At 48.7% G+C, this 16,910-nt stretch carries 18 protein-coding genes, 1 pseudogene and 1 riboswitch; of the genes and pseudogenes, 13 read left to right on the top strand and 6 right to left on the bottom strand.

Annotated elements, in window-relative coordinates; all coding sequences use genetic code 11:
* The first annotated feature begins 13 nt into the window (after positions 1–13).
* The 6 genes from NZM05_06275 to pdxA all read left to right on the top strand — a co-directional run bounded on the left by NZM05_06275 (position 14) and on the right by pdxA (position 4,901).
* Positions 14–1,012, top strand: a complete 999-nt coding sequence (locus NZM05_06275; GenBank protein MCS7013220.1) for a MoxR family ATPase — start codon at positions 14–16, stop codon at positions 1,010–1,012.
* A gap of 18 nt (positions 1,013–1,030) precedes the next feature.
* Entirely contained in the window at positions 1,031–1,678 is a 648-nt protein-coding gene (locus tag NZM05_06270) for an AP2 domain-containing protein (GenBank protein ID MCS7013219.1), read from the top strand.
* A gap of 72 nt (positions 1,679–1,750) precedes the next feature.
* Positions 1,751–2,758 carry a tRNA epoxyqueuosine(34) reductase QueG gene (gene queG / locus NZM05_06265; GenBank protein ID MCS7013218.1) on the top strand — a complete coding sequence of 336 codons (1,008 nt, stop codon included), beginning with the start codon at positions 1,751–1,753 and terminating at the stop codon, positions 2,756–2,758.
* On the top strand, positions 2,748–3,368 hold the full coding sequence (locus NZM05_06260; GenBank protein MCS7013217.1) for a phosphatase PAP2 family protein: 621 nt from the start codon (positions 2,748–2,750) through the stop codon (positions 3,366–3,368). Before queG ends, NZM05_06260 begins: the two co-directional genes overlap by 11 nt.
* A gap of 5 nt (positions 3,369–3,373) precedes the next feature.
* Positions 3,374–3,847 carry a DUF4293 domain-containing protein gene (locus NZM05_06255; GenBank protein MCS7013216.1) on the top strand — a complete coding sequence of 158 codons (474 nt, stop codon included), beginning with the start codon at positions 3,374–3,376 and terminating at the stop codon, positions 3,845–3,847.
* Positions 3,848–3,851: 4 nt separating this feature from the next.
* Positions 3,852–4,901 (top strand): 4-hydroxythreonine-4-phosphate dehydrogenase PdxA, encoded by a 1,050-nt coding sequence (pdxA, locus tag NZM05_06250; GenBank protein MCS7013215.1) that lies wholly within the window; start codon positions 3,852–3,854, stop codon positions 4,899–4,901.
* 95 nt (positions 4,902–4,996) lie between these two features.
* Here pdxA and NZM05_06245 read toward each other — a convergent pair whose 3' ends face one another.
* The 4 genes and pseudogenes from NZM05_06245 to NZM05_06230 form a co-directional block, all read right to left on the bottom strand.
* Complete coding sequence (locus tag NZM05_06245; GenBank protein ID MCS7013214.1) at positions 4,997–5,365, bottom strand: hypothetical protein; 369 nt, start codon at positions 5,363–5,365, stop codon at positions 4,997–4,999.
* The gene (locus NZM05_06240; protein MCS7013213.1) at positions 5,355–6,518 is read right to left on the bottom strand and encodes a site-specific DNA-methyltransferase; all 1,164 of its coding nucleotides are present in this window, start codon (positions 6,516–6,518) and stop codon (positions 5,355–5,357) included. Before NZM05_06240 ends, NZM05_06245 begins: the two co-directional genes overlap by 11 nt.
* Positions 6,519–6,520: 2 nt before the next feature.
* Positions 6,521–7,232, bottom strand: a pseudogene (locus tag NZM05_06235) (restriction endonuclease).
* A gap of 53 nt (positions 7,233–7,285) precedes the next feature.
* A complete protein-coding gene (locus tag NZM05_06230; GenBank protein MCS7013212.1) occupies positions 7,286–7,837 on the bottom strand; it encodes a hypothetical protein in 552 nt (183 codons plus the stop codon).
* A 604-nt stretch (positions 7,838–8,441) separates the two neighbouring features.
* A riboswitch (cobalamin riboswitch) is annotated at positions 8,442–8,654 on the top strand.
* Between the two features lie 266 nt (positions 8,655–8,920).
* Between NZM05_06230 and NZM05_06225 the strand changes: the two genes are divergently transcribed.
* The 3 genes from NZM05_06225 to NZM05_06215 all read left to right on the top strand — a co-directional run bounded on the left by NZM05_06225 (position 8,921) and on the right by NZM05_06215 (position 12,441).
* Complete coding sequence (locus NZM05_06225; GenBank protein MCS7013211.1) at positions 8,921–9,985, top strand: YncE family protein; 1,065 nt, start codon at positions 8,921–8,923, stop codon at positions 9,983–9,985.
* Positions 9,986–10,014: 29 nt separating this feature from the next.
* Complete coding sequence (locus NZM05_06220; protein ID MCS7013210.1) at positions 10,015–11,358, top strand: T9SS type A sorting domain-containing protein; 1,344 nt, start codon at positions 10,015–10,017, stop codon at positions 11,356–11,358.
* Positions 11,359–11,454: 96 nt separating this feature from the next.
* Positions 11,455–12,441, top strand: coding sequence for a T9SS type A sorting domain-containing protein (locus NZM05_06215; protein ID MCS7013209.1), 987 nt, complete (start codon positions 11,455–11,457; stop codon positions 12,439–12,441).
* Positions 12,442–12,520: 79 nt separating this feature from the next.
* Here the strand turns inward: NZM05_06215 and NZM05_06210 are convergent, their stop codons facing one another.
* Together NZM05_06210 and NZM05_06205 are read right to left on the bottom strand one after the other, a co-directional pair.
* Positions 12,521–12,988, bottom strand: a complete 468-nt coding sequence (locus NZM05_06210; GenBank protein MCS7013208.1) for a Uma2 family endonuclease — start codon at positions 12,986–12,988, stop codon at positions 12,521–12,523.
* A 243-nt stretch (positions 12,989–13,231) separates the two neighbouring features.
* Positions 13,232–13,537 (bottom strand): 4a-hydroxytetrahydrobiopterin dehydratase, encoded by a 306-nt coding sequence (locus NZM05_06205; GenBank protein MCS7013207.1) that lies wholly within the window; start codon positions 13,535–13,537, stop codon positions 13,232–13,234.
* 261 nt (positions 13,538–13,798) lie between these two features.
* Between NZM05_06205 and NZM05_06200 the strand changes: the two genes are divergently transcribed.
* The 4 genes from NZM05_06200 to NZM05_06185 all read left to right on the top strand — a co-directional run bounded on the left by NZM05_06200 (position 13,799) and on the right by NZM05_06185 (position 16,898).
* On the top strand, positions 13,799–14,254 hold the full coding sequence (locus tag NZM05_06200; GenBank protein ID MCS7013206.1) for an NADH-quinone oxidoreductase subunit A: 456 nt from the start codon (positions 13,799–13,801) through the stop codon (positions 14,252–14,254).
* A gap of 37 nt (positions 14,255–14,291) precedes the next feature.
* A complete protein-coding gene (gene nuoB, locus NZM05_06195; protein MCS7013205.1) occupies positions 14,292–14,915 on the top strand; it encodes an NADH-quinone oxidoreductase subunit NuoB in 624 nt (207 codons plus the stop codon).
* 72 nt (positions 14,916–14,987) lie between these two features.
* Positions 14,988–15,485 carry an NADH-quinone oxidoreductase subunit C gene (locus NZM05_06190; GenBank protein ID MCS7013204.1) on the top strand — a complete coding sequence of 166 codons (498 nt, stop codon included), beginning with the start codon at positions 14,988–14,990 and terminating at the stop codon, positions 15,483–15,485.
* A gap of 306 nt (positions 15,486–15,791) precedes the next feature.
* Positions 15,792–16,898: an NADH-quinone oxidoreductase subunit D gene (locus NZM05_06185; GenBank protein ID MCS7013203.1), complete on the top strand. Its 1,107-nt coding sequence runs from the start codon at positions 15,792–15,794 to the stop codon at positions 16,896–16,898.
* Positions 16,899–16,910: the final 12 nt, after the last annotated feature.

Genomic DNA, 16,910 nt, shown 5'->3' with positions numbered 1-16,910 from the left:
CACTTACACCTCTATGCTTGCAGCCGCATCAATTGAAGAACTGAATGCAAAAATTCGGCAAGAATCGGAATTCGTGCATCGCTTGCGTGCCGAAATTGCCAAAGTCGTCGTTGGGCAGAACTATGTGATTAATCGTTTGCTGATTGGCTTGCTAACCAATGGGCATATCTTGTTAGAGGGAGTGCCTGGGCTGGCAAAAACTCTGACGGTTAGCTCCTTAGCTAAAGCGCTCAACTTGAAGTTTCAGCGCATTCAATTTACGCCTGACCTCCTGCCAGCAGACCTCATCGGCACAATGATTTACAACCAGAAAGATATGCGCTTTTACACCAAAAAAGGCCCAATTTTTGCCAACATCATTTTAGCCGATGAAATCAATCGCTCACCTGCAAAGGTGCAATCAGCGTTGCTGGAAGCGATGCAAGAGAGGCAAGTTACAATTGGCGAGGAGACTTACAAGCTGGATTCACCGTTTCTCGTCTTGGCAACCCAGAACCCTGTCGAGCAAGAAGGCACTTACCCTCTACCAGAAGCACAGGTCGATCGCTTTATGATGAAACTCAAAGTGGGCTATCCGACGCGCGACGAAGAGTTGGAAATTATGCGTCGAATGGCACGCACCGAGCCGCCAGAGCCAATTCAACCGGTCGTGATGCCCGATGACATTCTAAGGGCACGCAAGGTAGTAAATGAAGTCTATATTGACCCAAAAGTGGAGCAGTATATCGTAGATGTGGTCTTTGCTACCCGTGAGCCTGAAAAAGTAGGACTAAGTGATTTGAAAAATTTGATTGCCTACGGTGCATCACCACGAGCCACGATTTATCTGAATCTGGCGGCACGTGCGCACGCTTTTCTCAATCAGCGCGGATACACAACGCCAGAAGATGTCAAAACCGTTGCCTACGATGTGATGCGGCATCGAATTATTCTCACATATGAGGCTGAAGCGGAGGAAATTCAGCCTGAGGAGATTATCCGAAAGGTGCTGAACGCTGTGCCTGTGCCATAACATTTCCAACTGTAGCGTGTGCCAAAAAAGCAAGACGCAGCAAAGCAGAAAAAATCCGACACACTTCGCTCTGAGCAAGGACTGACGCGCGTCGATAGCCACGATACGCACGGCTGGATAATGCGCCTCTATCATCAAGGCACGACTTACAGTAAACTCTTCAGTGATGGTGTCTATGGCAGTGCCAAAAAAGCACTGAAAGCGGCGCGAAAATATCGCAAGCAACTTGCCAAAAAGTTAGGTATTGAATCACTGGCGGCACGTCGGCGCACTCGGCGCATCAGTAGCAAGCGCATAGAAACAGGCGTTGTAGGCGTCTATCGTGGCGTAAGCAAGACCAAAGATGGTAAAGAACGACACTATTACGCCGCAAGTTGGAACCCAGAACCGAATGTGATTCGCACAAAGTCGTTCTCAATTGCCAAATATGGCGAAGCCATGGCGTTTCAGCTAGCCGTACGCTACCGCCAAAAGATGCTAAAAAAAATTTTGGGATACGTGCCCAGTGAGACGCCAGAGCTGGAAGCAGAAAACCGACGCTATGTGCCAGCTGATGCGGTAATGAGTAAGAGCGGCAAGAAGAAGTCAGTCAAGAAGGTGTCCAAGAAAGAAGGTAAGAAAGTCAAGAAATCCGAGAAAAAGAAGAAAAAGCGTAAGAAGAATTAGAGAGGACTGCGCAGGCGAAAAGTGCCACAGCGCTGTAAAAAAGCAGAGTTTGAAGTGGTGAAAATGCTGTCTATGAAGGAGAAAATAAAACGCTATGCACTCTCTTTGGGATTTTCAGCAGTTGGAATTAGCAAAGCAGAGGAGCTAAGCGAAGAAGCTCGGCGACTGGAAAGCTGGCTCGAGAAGGGAATGCACGGCGAGATGCACTATATGGAGGAGAACTTCGACAAGCGAATCGACCCAAGAAAAATCTTGCCGAATTGCCAAACTGTTATTTCTGTTATTGCAAATTATTTTACCCCGCAAAATGAAATGAAGGGCGAAGTGGTTAGGGAAGACGAGGCAGTGGAATTGGAAAATTTAAGGGGGAAAATTTCCATTTATGCGCAGCGGAAAGATTACCACCAAGTCATAAAGGAAAAGCTGTATCAGCTGTTTGAGTTTGTATGCGAATGCGTCGGTGAAGTGAACGGGCGTGCGTTTGTAGATTCTGCGCCAATGCTAGACAAGGCGTGGGCGGCGCGTGCAGGACTAGGTTGGATGGGCAAGCACTCTAACCTAATTAACCGCTCAATAGGTTCATACTTTTTCATTGGAAATCTGCTCTTAGATTGCAGGCTGGAGCCCGATGCTCCGCTACTGAAGGACTACTGCGGCACTTGCACGGCCTGCATAGATAGCTGCCCGACCAAAGCAATCATTGCACCCTATCAAGTCGATGCGCGTCGGTGCATTTCATACCTGACCATTGAGCTGAAGCGAGAGTTCACAGATGAGGAAAAAGCAATGCTTGGCGAGTGGCTCTTTGGGTGCGATATTTGCCAAGAGGTATGTCCTTGGACACGCTTCTCAAAGCCAACTGTGCTGTTAGAGTTTGCGCCAAAACCAGAAGTGGAGCATATCACAGAGAAAGAAATTTTGGAAATGACCAAGTCAAGCTTTAAGCGCATCTTTGGCGACACGCCTGTATTTCGCACAGGACTACGGCGGCTGAAGCGGAATGCAAAAGCCGTACAAGAAAATTTGAACAGCGAGTTGATGGCAAAGAACACAGTGCAAGGAGCAGAACATGCTGAGTGAGTGGAATACGAAACTCTTTTTCTTCATCAATAGTGACCTCAAGCACCCCATAAATGACCTTTGGCTGGGCTACTCTACGCACTTGGGCAATGCCGCCGTGCTTTTCCCAATAGCTGTATTAGTGCTCTTGCTGTATGACCGCAAGGCTTTCTGGCGCAACTTTGGCTACCTTGCGCTGGCAGGCCTCTTGGGAGGCATTGTAGTTACGGAAGCAAAGCTTTTCTTCAATGCACCGCGTCCGCTGGCTCTATTTCAAGAAGCGATTGCGAGTGGAAATGTGGTCGTAAATGTGATGTTTGAGCCGCTGTATGCTCATTCGTTTCCGTCAGGGCATTCACAGGTGGCTTTTACGGTGGCGCATTCGCTGGCTTACCTCTGTGTGCGCTGGCACAGAGCCGCAAAAGGCGCGCTCTACGCTATGGCGACGGTAATTGCACTCTCGCGTGTCTATGTGGGAGCGCACTTTCCAGCCGATGTTCTGGCAGGCGCGTGCTTGGGAGTGGCAACGGCAAGCGGTGCATTTTGGCTGCTGAATAAAGTGCAGGCTTGGCATGCGGCAAGAGCGCTGCACACCGTTGAAACAGTTTCCGAAAACTCGCTTCACTTGTAGAAACAATGTTGGCTCGGATTCAGACGCTTTACCTACTTTTAGCAACACTTTGTGCGGTGATGAACTTTGGCATTGTGCCGTTTTGGCAATACAGTTTTCCAGACAACCCAGCGGCAGCGCAAATGACGCTCTATGGCTTCGGCAGTTTTGGTAAAGGACTGTCAATGGGCATTTTTTTCTGGCTGTTTAATGCAGCGATTTTACTTTCTGCGGCGCTGCCTTTCATCACGATTTTTCTTTTTAGCAAGCGACTATTACAGGCAAAGTTAGCGTTGGCGTCAGCAAGTGCCGAAATCTTAGCTGTGCTGTTTGGCACACTGTCGGCAATAGCCTTACAGGCAAAGCTGGGTTCAGGAAGTGTGGTGCACACGCCACAGCTGGGGTTTGTGCTTCTACTGATTGCACCAGTTTTCTCATTTCTTGCACGGCGCGGTATCCTGAAAGACGAGGAAATTGCAACAGCTTACAAGCGGCTCTAACAGTATGCGCATTCTTTGGACGCACGGCGATGCCAACGGCATTGGTCCGGAGATTCTTCTCAAAGCGTTTAAGGCACGGCGTCAAAGTGAGCATTGCTACATTGTGGTTGGCTCTTACTGTGTGATGAAGTTCTATGCAAAAGAGCTGGGCTTTCAAGTGCCGATTGAAGAAATCCATTCGCTGGATGGGCTGCCGCTCTCCAATGAACGGCTTTATGTGCTAAGTCTGTCGTGCCCTATCAAGATGAAAGTGGGCACGGTGCAAGCGGATGCAGGCGCGCTGTCCATGCAAGCAATCGAAACTGCTGCAAAGCTCTGTCTTGCAGGCAAGGCCGATGCGATGGTCACTGCACCGATTCACAAAGAGGCAATTCAGGCGGCTGGATATGCGTTTCAAGGGCATACGGACTTTCTGGAATTTCTTTGCAGAAAAGAAGGCTACAATGCCAAAGCACAGATGATACTGGCTGATAGGCACACAAAACTGCGAGTTGCGCTGGCAACGGTGCATGTGCCACTTAGAGAGGTCTCCGAAACGCTGAGAGCCTCAGGAGGATTGCGACCACATATCGCTTCACTGGTGCAAGCCTTACGACGTGACTTTGGCATTCGGTCGCCAAAGATTGCCGTCTTGGGACTCAATCCTCATTCATCGGATAACGGCGTAATTGGGCGAGAAGAAGTTGAGTGGATTCAGCCTGAGCTGGATGCGTTGAAGAAAGAGTTTGAAGTCAGTGGAGTCTTTGCGGCTGATGGTTTCTTTGGGGCGAAGCACTACAAGCACTTCGATGCCGTGCTAGCGCTGTATCACGACCAAGGCTTAATTCCTTTCAAAATGCTGGCATTTGAAACCGGCGTCAATGTAACAGCAGGACTGCCGATTGTGCGCACCTCGCCTGACCATGGCACGGCATTCGACATTGCAGGCAAAGGCATTGCAAATCCAAAGAGTGTGATTGAAGCCACGTATTTGGCAGAGGAAATCGCAGAAGCGCGTCGGCAAATGCTCACGCAATCCCACTCCTATTGTGAAGCGGGTCAGCATTCACGATGAAGGGTAAGACCCTTTAGCTGAACGCTGGCATTGAAGAGCAATGTGGTAGCTCTTAAAGTGCGCAAATAATCCTTGTGAAAGCTCTGCAGAAAGACCTATCGTGCTATGCGGTGGTAGGTAACAAGCTGAAGGGTATCGGTTTGGGTAAGGACAAGGTGGTGAATGCTTTGGAGCGGAATGATGTATTCGAAAATCCCAGTTTTGTCTTCTGACCACTGCAAGGCAATGTAATCCTCTTGGACAGCTTTGAGTTTGAAGACACTATTGCGCAATCCGGCGCCGTCCCACATCACCCACTTACCTTGATGCGAAAGAAGCAAGGAGTGGAAGGTATGAGGTCTTTGGCTACTTTGTGCCCGCAGTTCAGCAGGTAGGAGTAAAAGCCAAGCAAGCAAAATATACAGCCAAATCCGCAGCACAACTGGTGGACGGTTTAGGCAAAATAGCGCGCTATTAAGCGTCATAGCAAAGTAGGTTTAGGTGACCTTGTGTCCGCTTTTCGACTAAAAATTTGTAATCAGGCTTTGAGACAAACAGGTTATCTTCCACAGCATCAAGTTTTCGAGTAATTGCCTTAATTGCTGCATCGGATTGGTCAATGCCAATCCATTTCCGCCCATTAATTTGGGCGGCTTTCAAAGTTGTGCCTGAGCCAGCAAAGCAGTCTAATACAATGCTATTTTCGTTAGAGGAAGTGCGTACAATTAAGTTAAGCAAGTCAAAATTCTTTTCAGTTGGGTAGGTGGGGTACTGTGGGTCTTTGAACTCCCAGATATCTTGCACGCGCTTTCCATCTTGCTCATCAAGGTAAATTTTTTTTCGCGGAGTGCCGCTCTCGCTCCATTCGATCAGGCCTGCTTTGTCCCATTGTTCCAAAGTCTGTATGTCGCTACGCCAATGTCGGCCAGATGGCGGTAAAATACCCTTGAAGGCTTGTGCAGTTTTCCCGTTTTGGGTTTCTCCAGGCGCGTGAAGTGGAATTGTCGTGTATCGCCGACCGTCTTTATCAACTTTGGGAAAAAGCTTGACCTTGTCTGCTTCGGTGTATGGAAGTTTGGGTTCATTCCAAATTAAATTGTCTGACTTTGAGTAGAACAAGATGAGGTCTTTGATGTTTCCATAGCCCTTTCGGGCAAAGTTTTTAGGATTGCATTTGATTCTAGTAATGTCGTTTCTGAAATTTTCAATGCCGAAAATTTCGTCCATTGCGACTTTTACATAATGCCCAATTTTGTAGTCAGTATGCAGGTAGATTGAGCCTCTGTCAGACAGCAGAATTTTCAGCAGCACAAGTCGCTCACGAAGAAACTCAATAAATTCAGCGCCTTTGAGATGGTCGGTATATGCAACGGCGCCGGCAGAACTATTGCTAATTGTGTTGGCGCGGCTGCCTGTTATTTTGAAAACATTGCTGGTTGCAAACGGTGGGTCTATGTAAATCAAATCAATTTTTCCAGCAAGGTTATGCTTCGTAATGAGACATTTTAGCGCAACTAAGTTCTCAGAGTGAATGAGCAGGTTCGGACTGCTGCTTTCGTTTACTTGCTCAAGCTCAATGTCAGGAATGCTGTCGAAGATTTCCTGTTCAGTCTTTTTGTTTGGGTAAGAAAGCTGCATAGTCATAAGTGGTATAGAAATTCACGAAGCACGAGGCTACTCATAATGTTCAAATTCTTGTATTCAGTAGTAATCTGCTTATACATTTTGGTCTTTCCCCTAATGTAAAGCACGCCATCAAGAATAGCAATTTTTATAGCCTTTACATTTCTAACCTTTAAGACGCTAATTGCATCATTAAACTGTGCATTTTGATGACCACCAAAATCAGTTAGGAACTTGGCTTCTCCAATCACATACTTGCCGTTAAAGCGACCAATAAAATCAAGACCTTTATGATGTTTATAGTTTAACTCTTGATGAGCAAAATCCATTAGTTGCTTGTCACTTCCGTCTAAGATAGCGTCTTTCTTGCTCTTTGTGAATTCATCGAGTGTTACAGGTGTGATACCTAACGCTTTAGAGTTGAGCCAGCGTCGGAAAAACGGACCAATTTGACGATTGGTTTCCTTTGGCTGATTAACGGTCGTAGGATTACGCTCAATTGCAGAAAGATCACGCTTAAGATAAGCAATGTAACTGTCTTTTGAAGTTACAAGAGTTCTCGAATAAAGCATTATTATTTTTATGCTTGAACGCTTTTTCTACCTTGTCCCACTGTTCTGGACTGATATCTCTAATGCCCTCTGGGATTGTCGGATAAACTTGGAAAAGATCATCAAGATAAGAGCGCTGATTGGCATACTCTATGCTTAGCGCTAGCCAGTGGTTCATTTTAAGGCGTTTTATTCACTTAGTTTTAGCCGATGAAATCAAGTTGGGCAACCTCACCCCCCAGCCCCTCTCCTTTGTAAGGAGAGGGGAGGAAAGGTGACTTCACCCCTGACCTCTCGTGGAGAGGGGAGCTGACCGTTCCCCTTTGTAAGAGGAGAGAAAATTCTGTTATTGCAAAAGAAACATATTAAAATCAAGCTGCAAAATGTCGCTGAGCGAAACGCGTTCGGTTGCAAAGCCTTTCCTCTTGATATACTTGTGCCAATGTGCCAACGCTTGTTTTTGTAATCGTAAATGAAGGCTTCACGGATGCCGTAGAAATTGCTTGCTACCAGCTCCTTCACTTTGATTTGGTCGGATTTGACACCCGTGCCGTGCGCAATTTCAATGATAATAGGCGTTTCATCGCGCTCGTTATCAAATAGCATAATATCAGTCACAGGACTGGTTTGTCCCTCGTTGAGCATCGTTTCGGGAAGTGGCTCTAACTGGATTTTCCCTGAGCGATATAGATTGCCAAGCGCAATGATAAGCGTTGCAATCAAACGCTGATACTCTTTCGGCGCGTGGATGCCTATTCGCTTGATTTCGTCTACCGTGAGCATAAGGTTTCCTCATTTCCTTTCATTTTTATGCTCCCGTCAGAGCCCGCAAGTTATAAAAGCAAGGCGTTTCAGCTCTAAAATGCTTTTGGGCATAAGAATAAGGCTGGTTAGTCGTTGAACTCAACATGGTTTTAGCCGATGAAATCAAGTTGGGCTGACCTCACCCCGGCTCCTCTCCTTTGTAAGGAGAGGGGAGGCGACCTGCTAAGGTTATGCTTACTGTAACCCGTAGGTCTCTCTCCTTTGCAAGGAGAGAGGAATTGACTCACCCACCTATTCCTCTCTTTTTTGTAAGGAGAGGAGGTGTGTTTAAGGCACGGTTAGCGTATCGGGAGCACGCTCTTGCGAATCACATTTTCCTTAGGCATTGGTGATGAGATTTTCGGTTGAAACACGGGGGAACGGTAGGGTTTGACAGCGTTGTGTATCGGCGTAAATTTCGCAAAAACAGTCAAGTCAGAGTGGCCGGGTGTGTGCAAAAAGTGAGTAGCTGCATTCCGCTAAATGTTTCCGAATAAGCCGCAGTAATAAGAAAGCGTTGTGTTAAAAGGGTCGAGATTTTGATAAGCCTTTGCAGCGTGTTAACTTTGCGGAGCAAAACAGTTCTTTCAAAAGCTGGTTCGGTGCCCCAAAGAAGGGGAGAATAGGGAATCCCGTGAAGTCGCTATGGTGAGCGATGTAGTCGGGAACTGTGCCCGCAACTGTAACTCGCATCAGAGCGAAGCGGTCACTGGAAGCGCCCCAAAACGCTTTTGGGAAGACGGCTTCACAAAGCACGCGAGAAGTCAGGAGACCTGCCGAACCATACTTGCCAGTACAACGACGGGACCATCGTTGGGCAACGTATCTCAGTGAAAACCTGTCTGCAAAAGCTTTCGTGGGCAATCCGTGAGCAAAGAAGTAGCTGATTTCGCTTGAAAGAGTATTCCCGAAGCGCCTTTGCGACGACTCACATCACGAAGGGAAAAAAGCGTTAGAAATAGCTGAGCGACCAGACTCAGATTGCACCCAAGCGAGAAGAAAGATAGCCGCCTGCTCTAAGCCGTCCTGCGAAGGCAAAGCAGAAAAAACCCAGTGGTGAAAATGCATGTCTTACCTAAAAAGCCATTCGTGGCAGGGGTAACTGTGGGTCTATTATCGCTTGTCTTAGCGACTTGCCGACCTATGCCGACTGAACCTGCGCCGTCTGCACCTGCCATCACACGCGGCATCTATGTGCTGAATGAAGGACTCTTCCAACGCAATAATTCCACGCTCACGTTTTACTCACTGGATTCTAACAAAGCGACCACCGACTTTTTTGAGCTAATTAATCGCCGCACGCTGGGTGACACGGGCAACGACCTTCTTATGCTGCGCGATAAGCTCTATGTGCTGGTGAATGTCTCCAGCAAGATTGAAGTCTTAGATGCACGCAGCGGTCGCGCCCTTGCAACAATTCCACTCTTCAATAGCAATGTAGCCCGTCAGCCCCGTGAAATGCTGCTGGTTGGCGGAAGGCTCTTTGTAACATGCTTTGATGGCACGGTTTGTGTGATTGACACCGCGCGGCTTGTGGTAACCAGTGTGATTCGCGTAGGGCGGCACCCCGAAGGTCTTGCGTTTCAAAATGGCAAAATCTATGTCGCCAACTCAGGGGGCTTGGATTTTCCAAATTACGACAGCACAGTTTCCGTCATTGACCCAATTTCGCTACGAGAAATAAAGCGTATTCCGTTGCGTATCAATCCGGGCGCAGTGGTCGCCGATAAAGAAGGCGATGTGTATGTGATTTCACGTGGCAACTACCAAGATGTGCCCTCCCGCCTAATGATTATTGATAGTCGCACAGACCAAGTCAAAGCAACCTTACCCTTTGAAATTGACCGCATCTGTCTCAAAGGCGATACAGCCTACATTGCGCGGCGCAATACGATTTCGCTCTTCGACACACGCTTAGAGCGCATTGTTCGGGAAAACTTCATAGATGCATCCAACTTCCGCCTGCTCTATGCGATTGAAGTCGACGAGAGCACAGGCGACCTCTACGGCTGCGATGCGATTAACTACGTCGTGCGTGGCGAAGTCATCTGCTTTGACCGTGAAGGGCGGCGCAAGTTTTCATTTCAAGCAGGGATTAACCCATCAAGCATCGCGTTTTTGCGATGAAACACTGAACCAATCAAAAGGAGGACAAAATGAACAAACGAGTAATGCTCACGCTGCTGCTCATCGTCACCTTAGTCAGCCATCTTTGGGCACAGGCACAACCGCAGCGGCTACTTTTTGCGATTCGTGGCTTTGGTAGCTCAACAAGTCCGCAGCCTACGCAAGCGCTTACGTTGATTAACCTCACGACAGGTGTCGTGCGCGATAGCATTGCAGCTATCGGTCCAATTGCAAATGTGATTAGGGTGCGCAACAATCGGCTCTACATTGTCAACTCTGGCGCAAACTTCAACGGCACAGCAAACTCCATTCAAATCATCAACATTCCAGACATCATCAACAATGTTACGCCGCTGCCAATCACAACGGTACGAATTCCAGACGGTCGCAACCCATATGACCTTGTATTTCTGAACGATAGCAAAGCTTACATCACCAACTTTTTAGATAGTGCTGTAACTATTTTCAACGCAGCAAACAATACGCTCAGTGGTTTAATACGAATTATTCCCGGGCAGCAAAATGCGTTCATTGTTGGAAGTAAGCTCTATGTGGCGCGCTCAGTAGACTCACGCACCTTTGCGCCTGATAGCACGGTGTTTGTCATCAATACGGTGGCAGATACGGTGTTAGGGCGGATTCGTGTGCGTCCTAATCCGCAAGGCATCACGCCCGATAGACTGGGGCGCTTGCACGTGGTGTGCACAGGCTTTTTTGGGGCACGCAGCCCTGATAGTCTGGGCTTTGTAACCGTCATTAATCCAGCAAACGACCAAGTGGTCGGCACACTGGCAGTGGGTGGAAATCCCAGCAGCGTGGTGATTAACTCTGAAAATGTGGGCATTTTAAGTACGGGCACGCTGTACAATGCTTCGCTTCTCTCCACGCTAACACGCACCGCACCGGCGGGCACACTGGGCTTTGGCGATACGCTGTTTGTCGTAAGAACCACCCCGGGCGGAAACCGCAGGCTGGTGCTTTTTAATGCGCGCACCTTAGATAGCCTCACGCAATTTACCTTAGGTTCAACGCAACCGTATCTCTCGCTGACGCCTGTAACGCTTCGACCAGATGGCGTGGCTTCAGCGGACCGCAATGCAGCGCGCCCAATGAAGTTTGAGCTTTTCCAGAACTATCCAAACCCATTTAACCCAACGACAATGATTGGCTACAGCCTGCCTGTGGCAAGTGAGGTCAGTCTCAAGGTCTATGATATGTTAGGCAGAGAAGTGGCCACACTGGTCAGTGGTCGGCAAGCTGCAGGGGAGTATCAAGTGTCCTTCACGGCGACAGGTCTCTCAAGCGGCATCTACTTCTACCGCTTGCAAGCAGGCAACTTTGTGGAGACAAAGAAGATGATGCTAGTGAAATAAGGACAACCTTATTCGCAACCCCCTCTCCTTTTCAAAGGAGAGGGGAGCAATGATGAGGGTACACAGGGCGTTTTTTACCGTTATTGCAATAAACCAATGAAAGGCATAGCAAAAACCATAGTCGCCTTGGGGCTTGCAAGTCTTTGGCTGGTAAATGTGGCAGTAGGACAGTTTGCTGATAGTGTGGTGTCGGTGCGGTTTGGACCAAATTTCAATGCGGGGTTCGGCCCAGACAATCCGCATTTTCCACGATGCGTGCTTGGGCGGCCAGATTCTACTGCAAGACCCTGCGCCCCAACCGCAGACCCACGCGAGTTGCTGTCTCTGGGCGATGGCGGCGAGATTACGCTGTTTTTCCGCCGACCGATTGTCAATCGTGAAGGACCTGATTTCACCGTGTTTGAAAATGCGTTTTATGTTGGCTGCGATACGAATCGGGTCTTTGCGGAAACTGCCATCGTCAGCGTGAGCCGCGATGGGGTGAATTTTGTGGAGTTTCCGTTCAGCGTGGTGGATACCTTGCCGATTAATTCGCCACGCCGATATCGAGGCTTAGCGGGCGTAACGCCAACCAACGGCGCTGCAAGTCCATTCCGCCCGGGACCGCCGCTCGTTTCGGGGCAACTTTCACCTTTCAGCGGCGGTGATTCGTTTGATTTGTCGGTGGTGGGGCTGGATACCGTCCACTTTGTGCGCATTACTGACGCAGGCAGTCGCGTAAATGATGGCGGCATTTTGGCGCAATCCTTTGACCTTGATGCGGTGGTTGCCATTCACCAAGCGGGAGCAAGTTCAGTAGCAGAACGAGTGGCACAAGTAAAGTCGTTTGAATTGTTCCAGAACTATCCGAATCCGTTCAATCCGACAACGACGATTGCCTATCAGTTGCCTGTGGCAAGCGAAGTGAGTTTGAAGGTGTTTGACGCATTGGGCAGAGAAGTGGCGACGCTGGCGAGCGGTCGGCAAGAGGCAGGGCGGTATGCGGTTGCGTTCAACGCCAGCGGATTGGCATCAGGACTTTACTTCTACCGTTTGCAAGCAGGCAGGTTTGTAGAGACCAAGAAAATGACGCTGGTGAAGTAAGAATTGAGAGGCAAGAAGCGAGAATTGGGAAGTAAATAGAGGAAGGGGTAGGCAGAAACTTGCCCTTCATTTTTCGGAGTTACGAGCGAAAGACCTCTTCCACATTGATTTCAATACCAGTGGCATTGTCTCTGATGATGCCTTTCGTATAGGCTTCAATTTTCGCATTCGGCTTCAGCACAAAAATCGTTTGCGTCGAGGGCACCACGACCCAAGCAGCCTTCGTGCCCGCTGCCAGATAGGCTTCTGCACGACGGATAAGCTCATCAATGGTTTGACTTTGGGAAATAATTTCAATAGAAAGCAGAGGGGGTTCGGTCATTGGGCCTTCTTCGGCTGTCCAATTCACTGTGCGTTTTGGATAGACGCAGATATCGGGCACAAAGGGCTTGCCATTTAGCTCAAGATCCAATTCTGGCAAGATGCTATAACGGTCTCTATGCGAAGAGAGCGCGGCGATTAAGTTACCTTGAACGAGCGCGTGTTTGAAGCGTGGCACAGGTTTTCCTCTTTCCAATTCATATTGCGAAATCGTTTGCGTCTCCATAAGCCAGCGTTTGTTTAGTGAGCAGCGCAAGATACACTGCACTCGTTTGCATTTCAAAAAGGCAGCTAACTCAGTTCAGCCAAAGCCTGTGAGGAAAATACTTGGACAAAGCAGGTCTTTCAGCTCTTTGTCCGGCGCAGTTAGGCGTCTCTTGTGCCTCAGAGATAGTGGTAGCAAACACACCCATTTCAAGCACAAGGCACTTTGTGCAGCGCTTGCAACATTTGAAGCGCACTGTGAAAGCTATGTGATGGCATCAATTTGTGCAGCGAGCTTAAAGTCCTTTTCCGTTAGTCCCCCAGAGTCATGTGTGGTAAGTTGCACAGTTACGGCTGGATAGGTGAGCGTAATGTCAGGGTGATGGTCTGCTGCTTCGGCAAGCGCAGCAATGCGCTCCACTAAGAGTAAGCCTTTCATAAATGGGCTAAGCTCACCCTTTTGATAGGGAAAGGAAAATTTCTTTTCAAGCACTTTTCCATTGACCGTCCAGCCTTTGAGCGTAGCAAGACGTGCTTGAATTTCGGCGTCCGAGAGAAGTGGCGTTTTCATCGGTTGTGGTTGTTTGCGATTTGGGAAAAAGTGGCTGCAACACTGTAAAGATACACGCTCTGCTCAAAACTTTTAGATGGCGCAAGCGATGGGCGCTGCAATCATAAAATTCTGTTATTGCAAGTTGACGCATAAAACAAGAAACGAAGAATGGTGCAGATGGCGCAAGCGTTTTGTGAAACTTTTTTTGAAGAAAGGAAATTTTATGCGCTGAAAGTGAAGTTTGCATCATAAATTCGCAAACGAAAACAAACGCTCATAATGGACGCACAGCTCTCAGAGTTTGGAAAGGTGTTCCTCTTCCTTCTGGTTGGGGTAGTCTTTGTGGTCTTGGGCTTCTTTACCTCTCGCCTAATTCGCCCACACCGACCAAATCCCGAGAAACTGACTTCCTACGAGTGTGGCGAAGAGCCAGTAGGAACGGCGTGGGTGCAGTTTAACATTCGTTTCTACGTAGTGGCGCTCATCTTTATCATCTTTGATGTAGAGCTGCTGTTTCTCTTCCCGTGGGCGACAGTTTTCAAGAATATCGGGGCCTTAGCGCTGATTGAAGCTTTGATTTTCGTGGGAGTATTGGCAATAGGCTTAGCCTTTGCATGGGCTAAAGGCGACCTTGAATGGGTGGTACCAAAGCCTTACACGCCCGAGATGCCAAAGAAGAAGTTCGAGATGCCACCCAAAAAAGCTACGCCGAAAGCCGAAGCTGAAACGGTTTAACTGTCACAACCTTACACCAATCCGAAAGGAGCGAAAGATGGGTCTCTTAGATGCGAAGTTTGAAAAAGGAGGCGTCGTGATTAGCAAGGTAGAAGACTTGCTCAATTGGTCGCGCCTCTCATCCATGTGGCCGATGTCATTTGGTTTAGCGTGCTGTGCAATTGAGATGATGGCAACCAATGCGTCGAACTATGACCTTGAGCGGTTTGGCATCTTTCCACGCTCATCGCCACGGCAGTCCGATGTGATGATTGTGGCTGGAACGGTTACCTTCAAGATGGCAGAGCGTGTCAAGCGACTCTATGAGCAGATGACTGAGCCACGCTATGTGCTTTCAATGGGCAGTTGCGCCAACTGCGGCGGTCCATACTGGGAGCATGGCTACCATGTCGTAAAGGGAGTCGATCGCATCATTCCAGTCGATGTGTATGTGCCTGGCTGCCCGCCTCGCCCAGAAGCCTTGATTGGTGGGCTGATGAAAATTCAAGAGCTGATTCGTGAGGAGGAATTCGGCGGCAAGCGTGAAGATGCAAAGAAGCGCCTTGCTGCAAAGTCAGCACCTGCTGAAGAGGTGATTATGATGCAGCACCCCTACTTAGCAGGCTCAGCAGGGCAAGCAAAGAAAGAAAAAGAGGTGGAAGAAGCCGAGACAGCCGCGTAGCTGGGCATGTGGGGTGCGTAGCCTGCAAAGACAAGAAAAATGACCAGAACGAAAAGCGTGTGAAAGAGCACTATGCAACCAAAACCCTTGACGATAGACGAGATTGCAGCCATCGTGCGTGACAAGTTTGGCGATGTCATCTCCGACCCCGTCAAAACACCGACAGCTGAATTTTTCACTATCACGGACCTCGAATACCTGCAAGCCGTAATGTATTTCCTCCGAGAAGACGATCGCCTAAAATTTAACTACCTATACTGCCTCTCAGGCGTGGATAATGCAGATGGCACGCTCTCTGTTGTCTATCATCTTGAATCGTTGGGTATTCACGGGCACCGTCTTGAAGTGAAAGCCCACTGCACTGTTGAGAAGCCAGAGATTCCATCGGTATCTGAAATCTGGCGCACAGCAGATTGGCATGAGCGAGAAGCCTACGACCTTTTAGGCATTAAATTCATTGGGCACAACGATCTGCGTCGCATTCTTTGCCCAGAGGATTGGGAAGGGCATCCACTGCGCAAAGACTACAAGGTTGCAGAGTACTATCACGGCATTCGAGTGCCTTACTAAGTCCCCATGAATGCTGCTTGCTGCAAGGTTGGAGTGAAAAACTGCTCAGAGTAGGAAGCAAGCAACGGAGACCCAAAGCAGTTCTAAGTAGTTTCAAAGGTAGTTCAAGTAGTAGAATCTGTGCTGCGAGGTAAAATGCATTGCGGTGCAGAGTGCAAGGGAATTTTATTTCAATAACTTAATGCTAAATGCAGAGCTATGGCAGAAGTCATTGAGCCAAAAAGTGCGGAGTTAAAAAAGCTGAGCAGCTACGCCGAAGTCGGTGCAACGCAGTATGTATTGGAGCGAGGGCTTGACACAGATGTAATGGTGCTGAATATGGGGCCGCAGCATCCCTCAACGCACGGCGTGTTGCGCGTAGAGTTGATTACCGACGGTGAGATTGTCGTTAAAGCCACGCCCTACATCGGGTATCTGCATCGCTGCTTTGAAAAACACGCTGAAGCACTGGAATACCAAATGACCATACCTTACACCGACCGAATGGACTACCTGTCGGCGATGAATAACGAGTGGGTGTATTGTATGGCAGTGGAAAAGCTCCTCAAAATTGAGGTGCCACGCCGCATTGAATTTATGCGCGTAATCGTAGCTGAGCTCAATCGAATCGCCTCACATATCGTTGCTATTGGCACCTACGGATTGGACATCGGCGCCTTTACGCCCTTCCTACATACCTTCCATGACCGAGAGCACATTATGAACCTTTTGGAATGGCTCTGCGGTGCACGGATGCTCTATAACTACATCTGGATTGGAGGAGTGTCGCATGACTTTCCACCAAAGTTCAAAGAGCGAGTGGCTGAATTTCTCAAATACTACAAGCCACGCGTCGATGAGATGAATAAGCTCCTGACGGAAAACGAGCTGTTTGTGCAACGCACACGCGGCATTGGTGTGTTGCCAGCAGATGTAGCGATTAACTACGGTTGCTCCGGCCCGATGCTACGTGGCTCGGGCGTCAAGTGGGACTTGCGTAAAAATGTGCCTTACTCGATTTACCCAGAGCTGGAGTTTGATGTAGTGGTGCCAAAGGGTGACCGAAGCGTCATCGGCGACTGCCTCTCACGTCACCTTGTGCGCTGCTATGAAATTTATGAGAGTATCAAAATTATTGAGCAGTGCCTTGATATGATGCCTGAAGAGCCGGGCTTCGACCCTCACAAGGCTGTGCCGAAGCGCATTAAACCACCAGCGGGCGAAGTCATTGCACGTGGAGAAAACCCACGCGGAGAGCTGGCTTACTACATCATCTCCGATGGCAAGGGCGTCAAGCCTTTCCGTGTCAAGGTGCGTGCCCCATCATTCAGTAACCTTTCCGTGCTGCCTGAGCTGGCGAAGGGAAACCTGATTTCTGATGTGGTAGCCATCTTGGGAAGTATTGACATTGTGCTTGGAGATGTGGATCGATAAAAAATCAATTGA

The organism is Chloroherpetonaceae bacterium (genome assembly GCA_025056565.1).
GTDB lineage: Bacteria > Bacteroidota > Chlorobiia > Chlorobiales > Thermochlorobacteraceae > Thermochlorobacter.
Note: the sequence above shows the minus strand (reverse complement) of the source record. Positions and strands in the feature narration are given on the sequence as shown.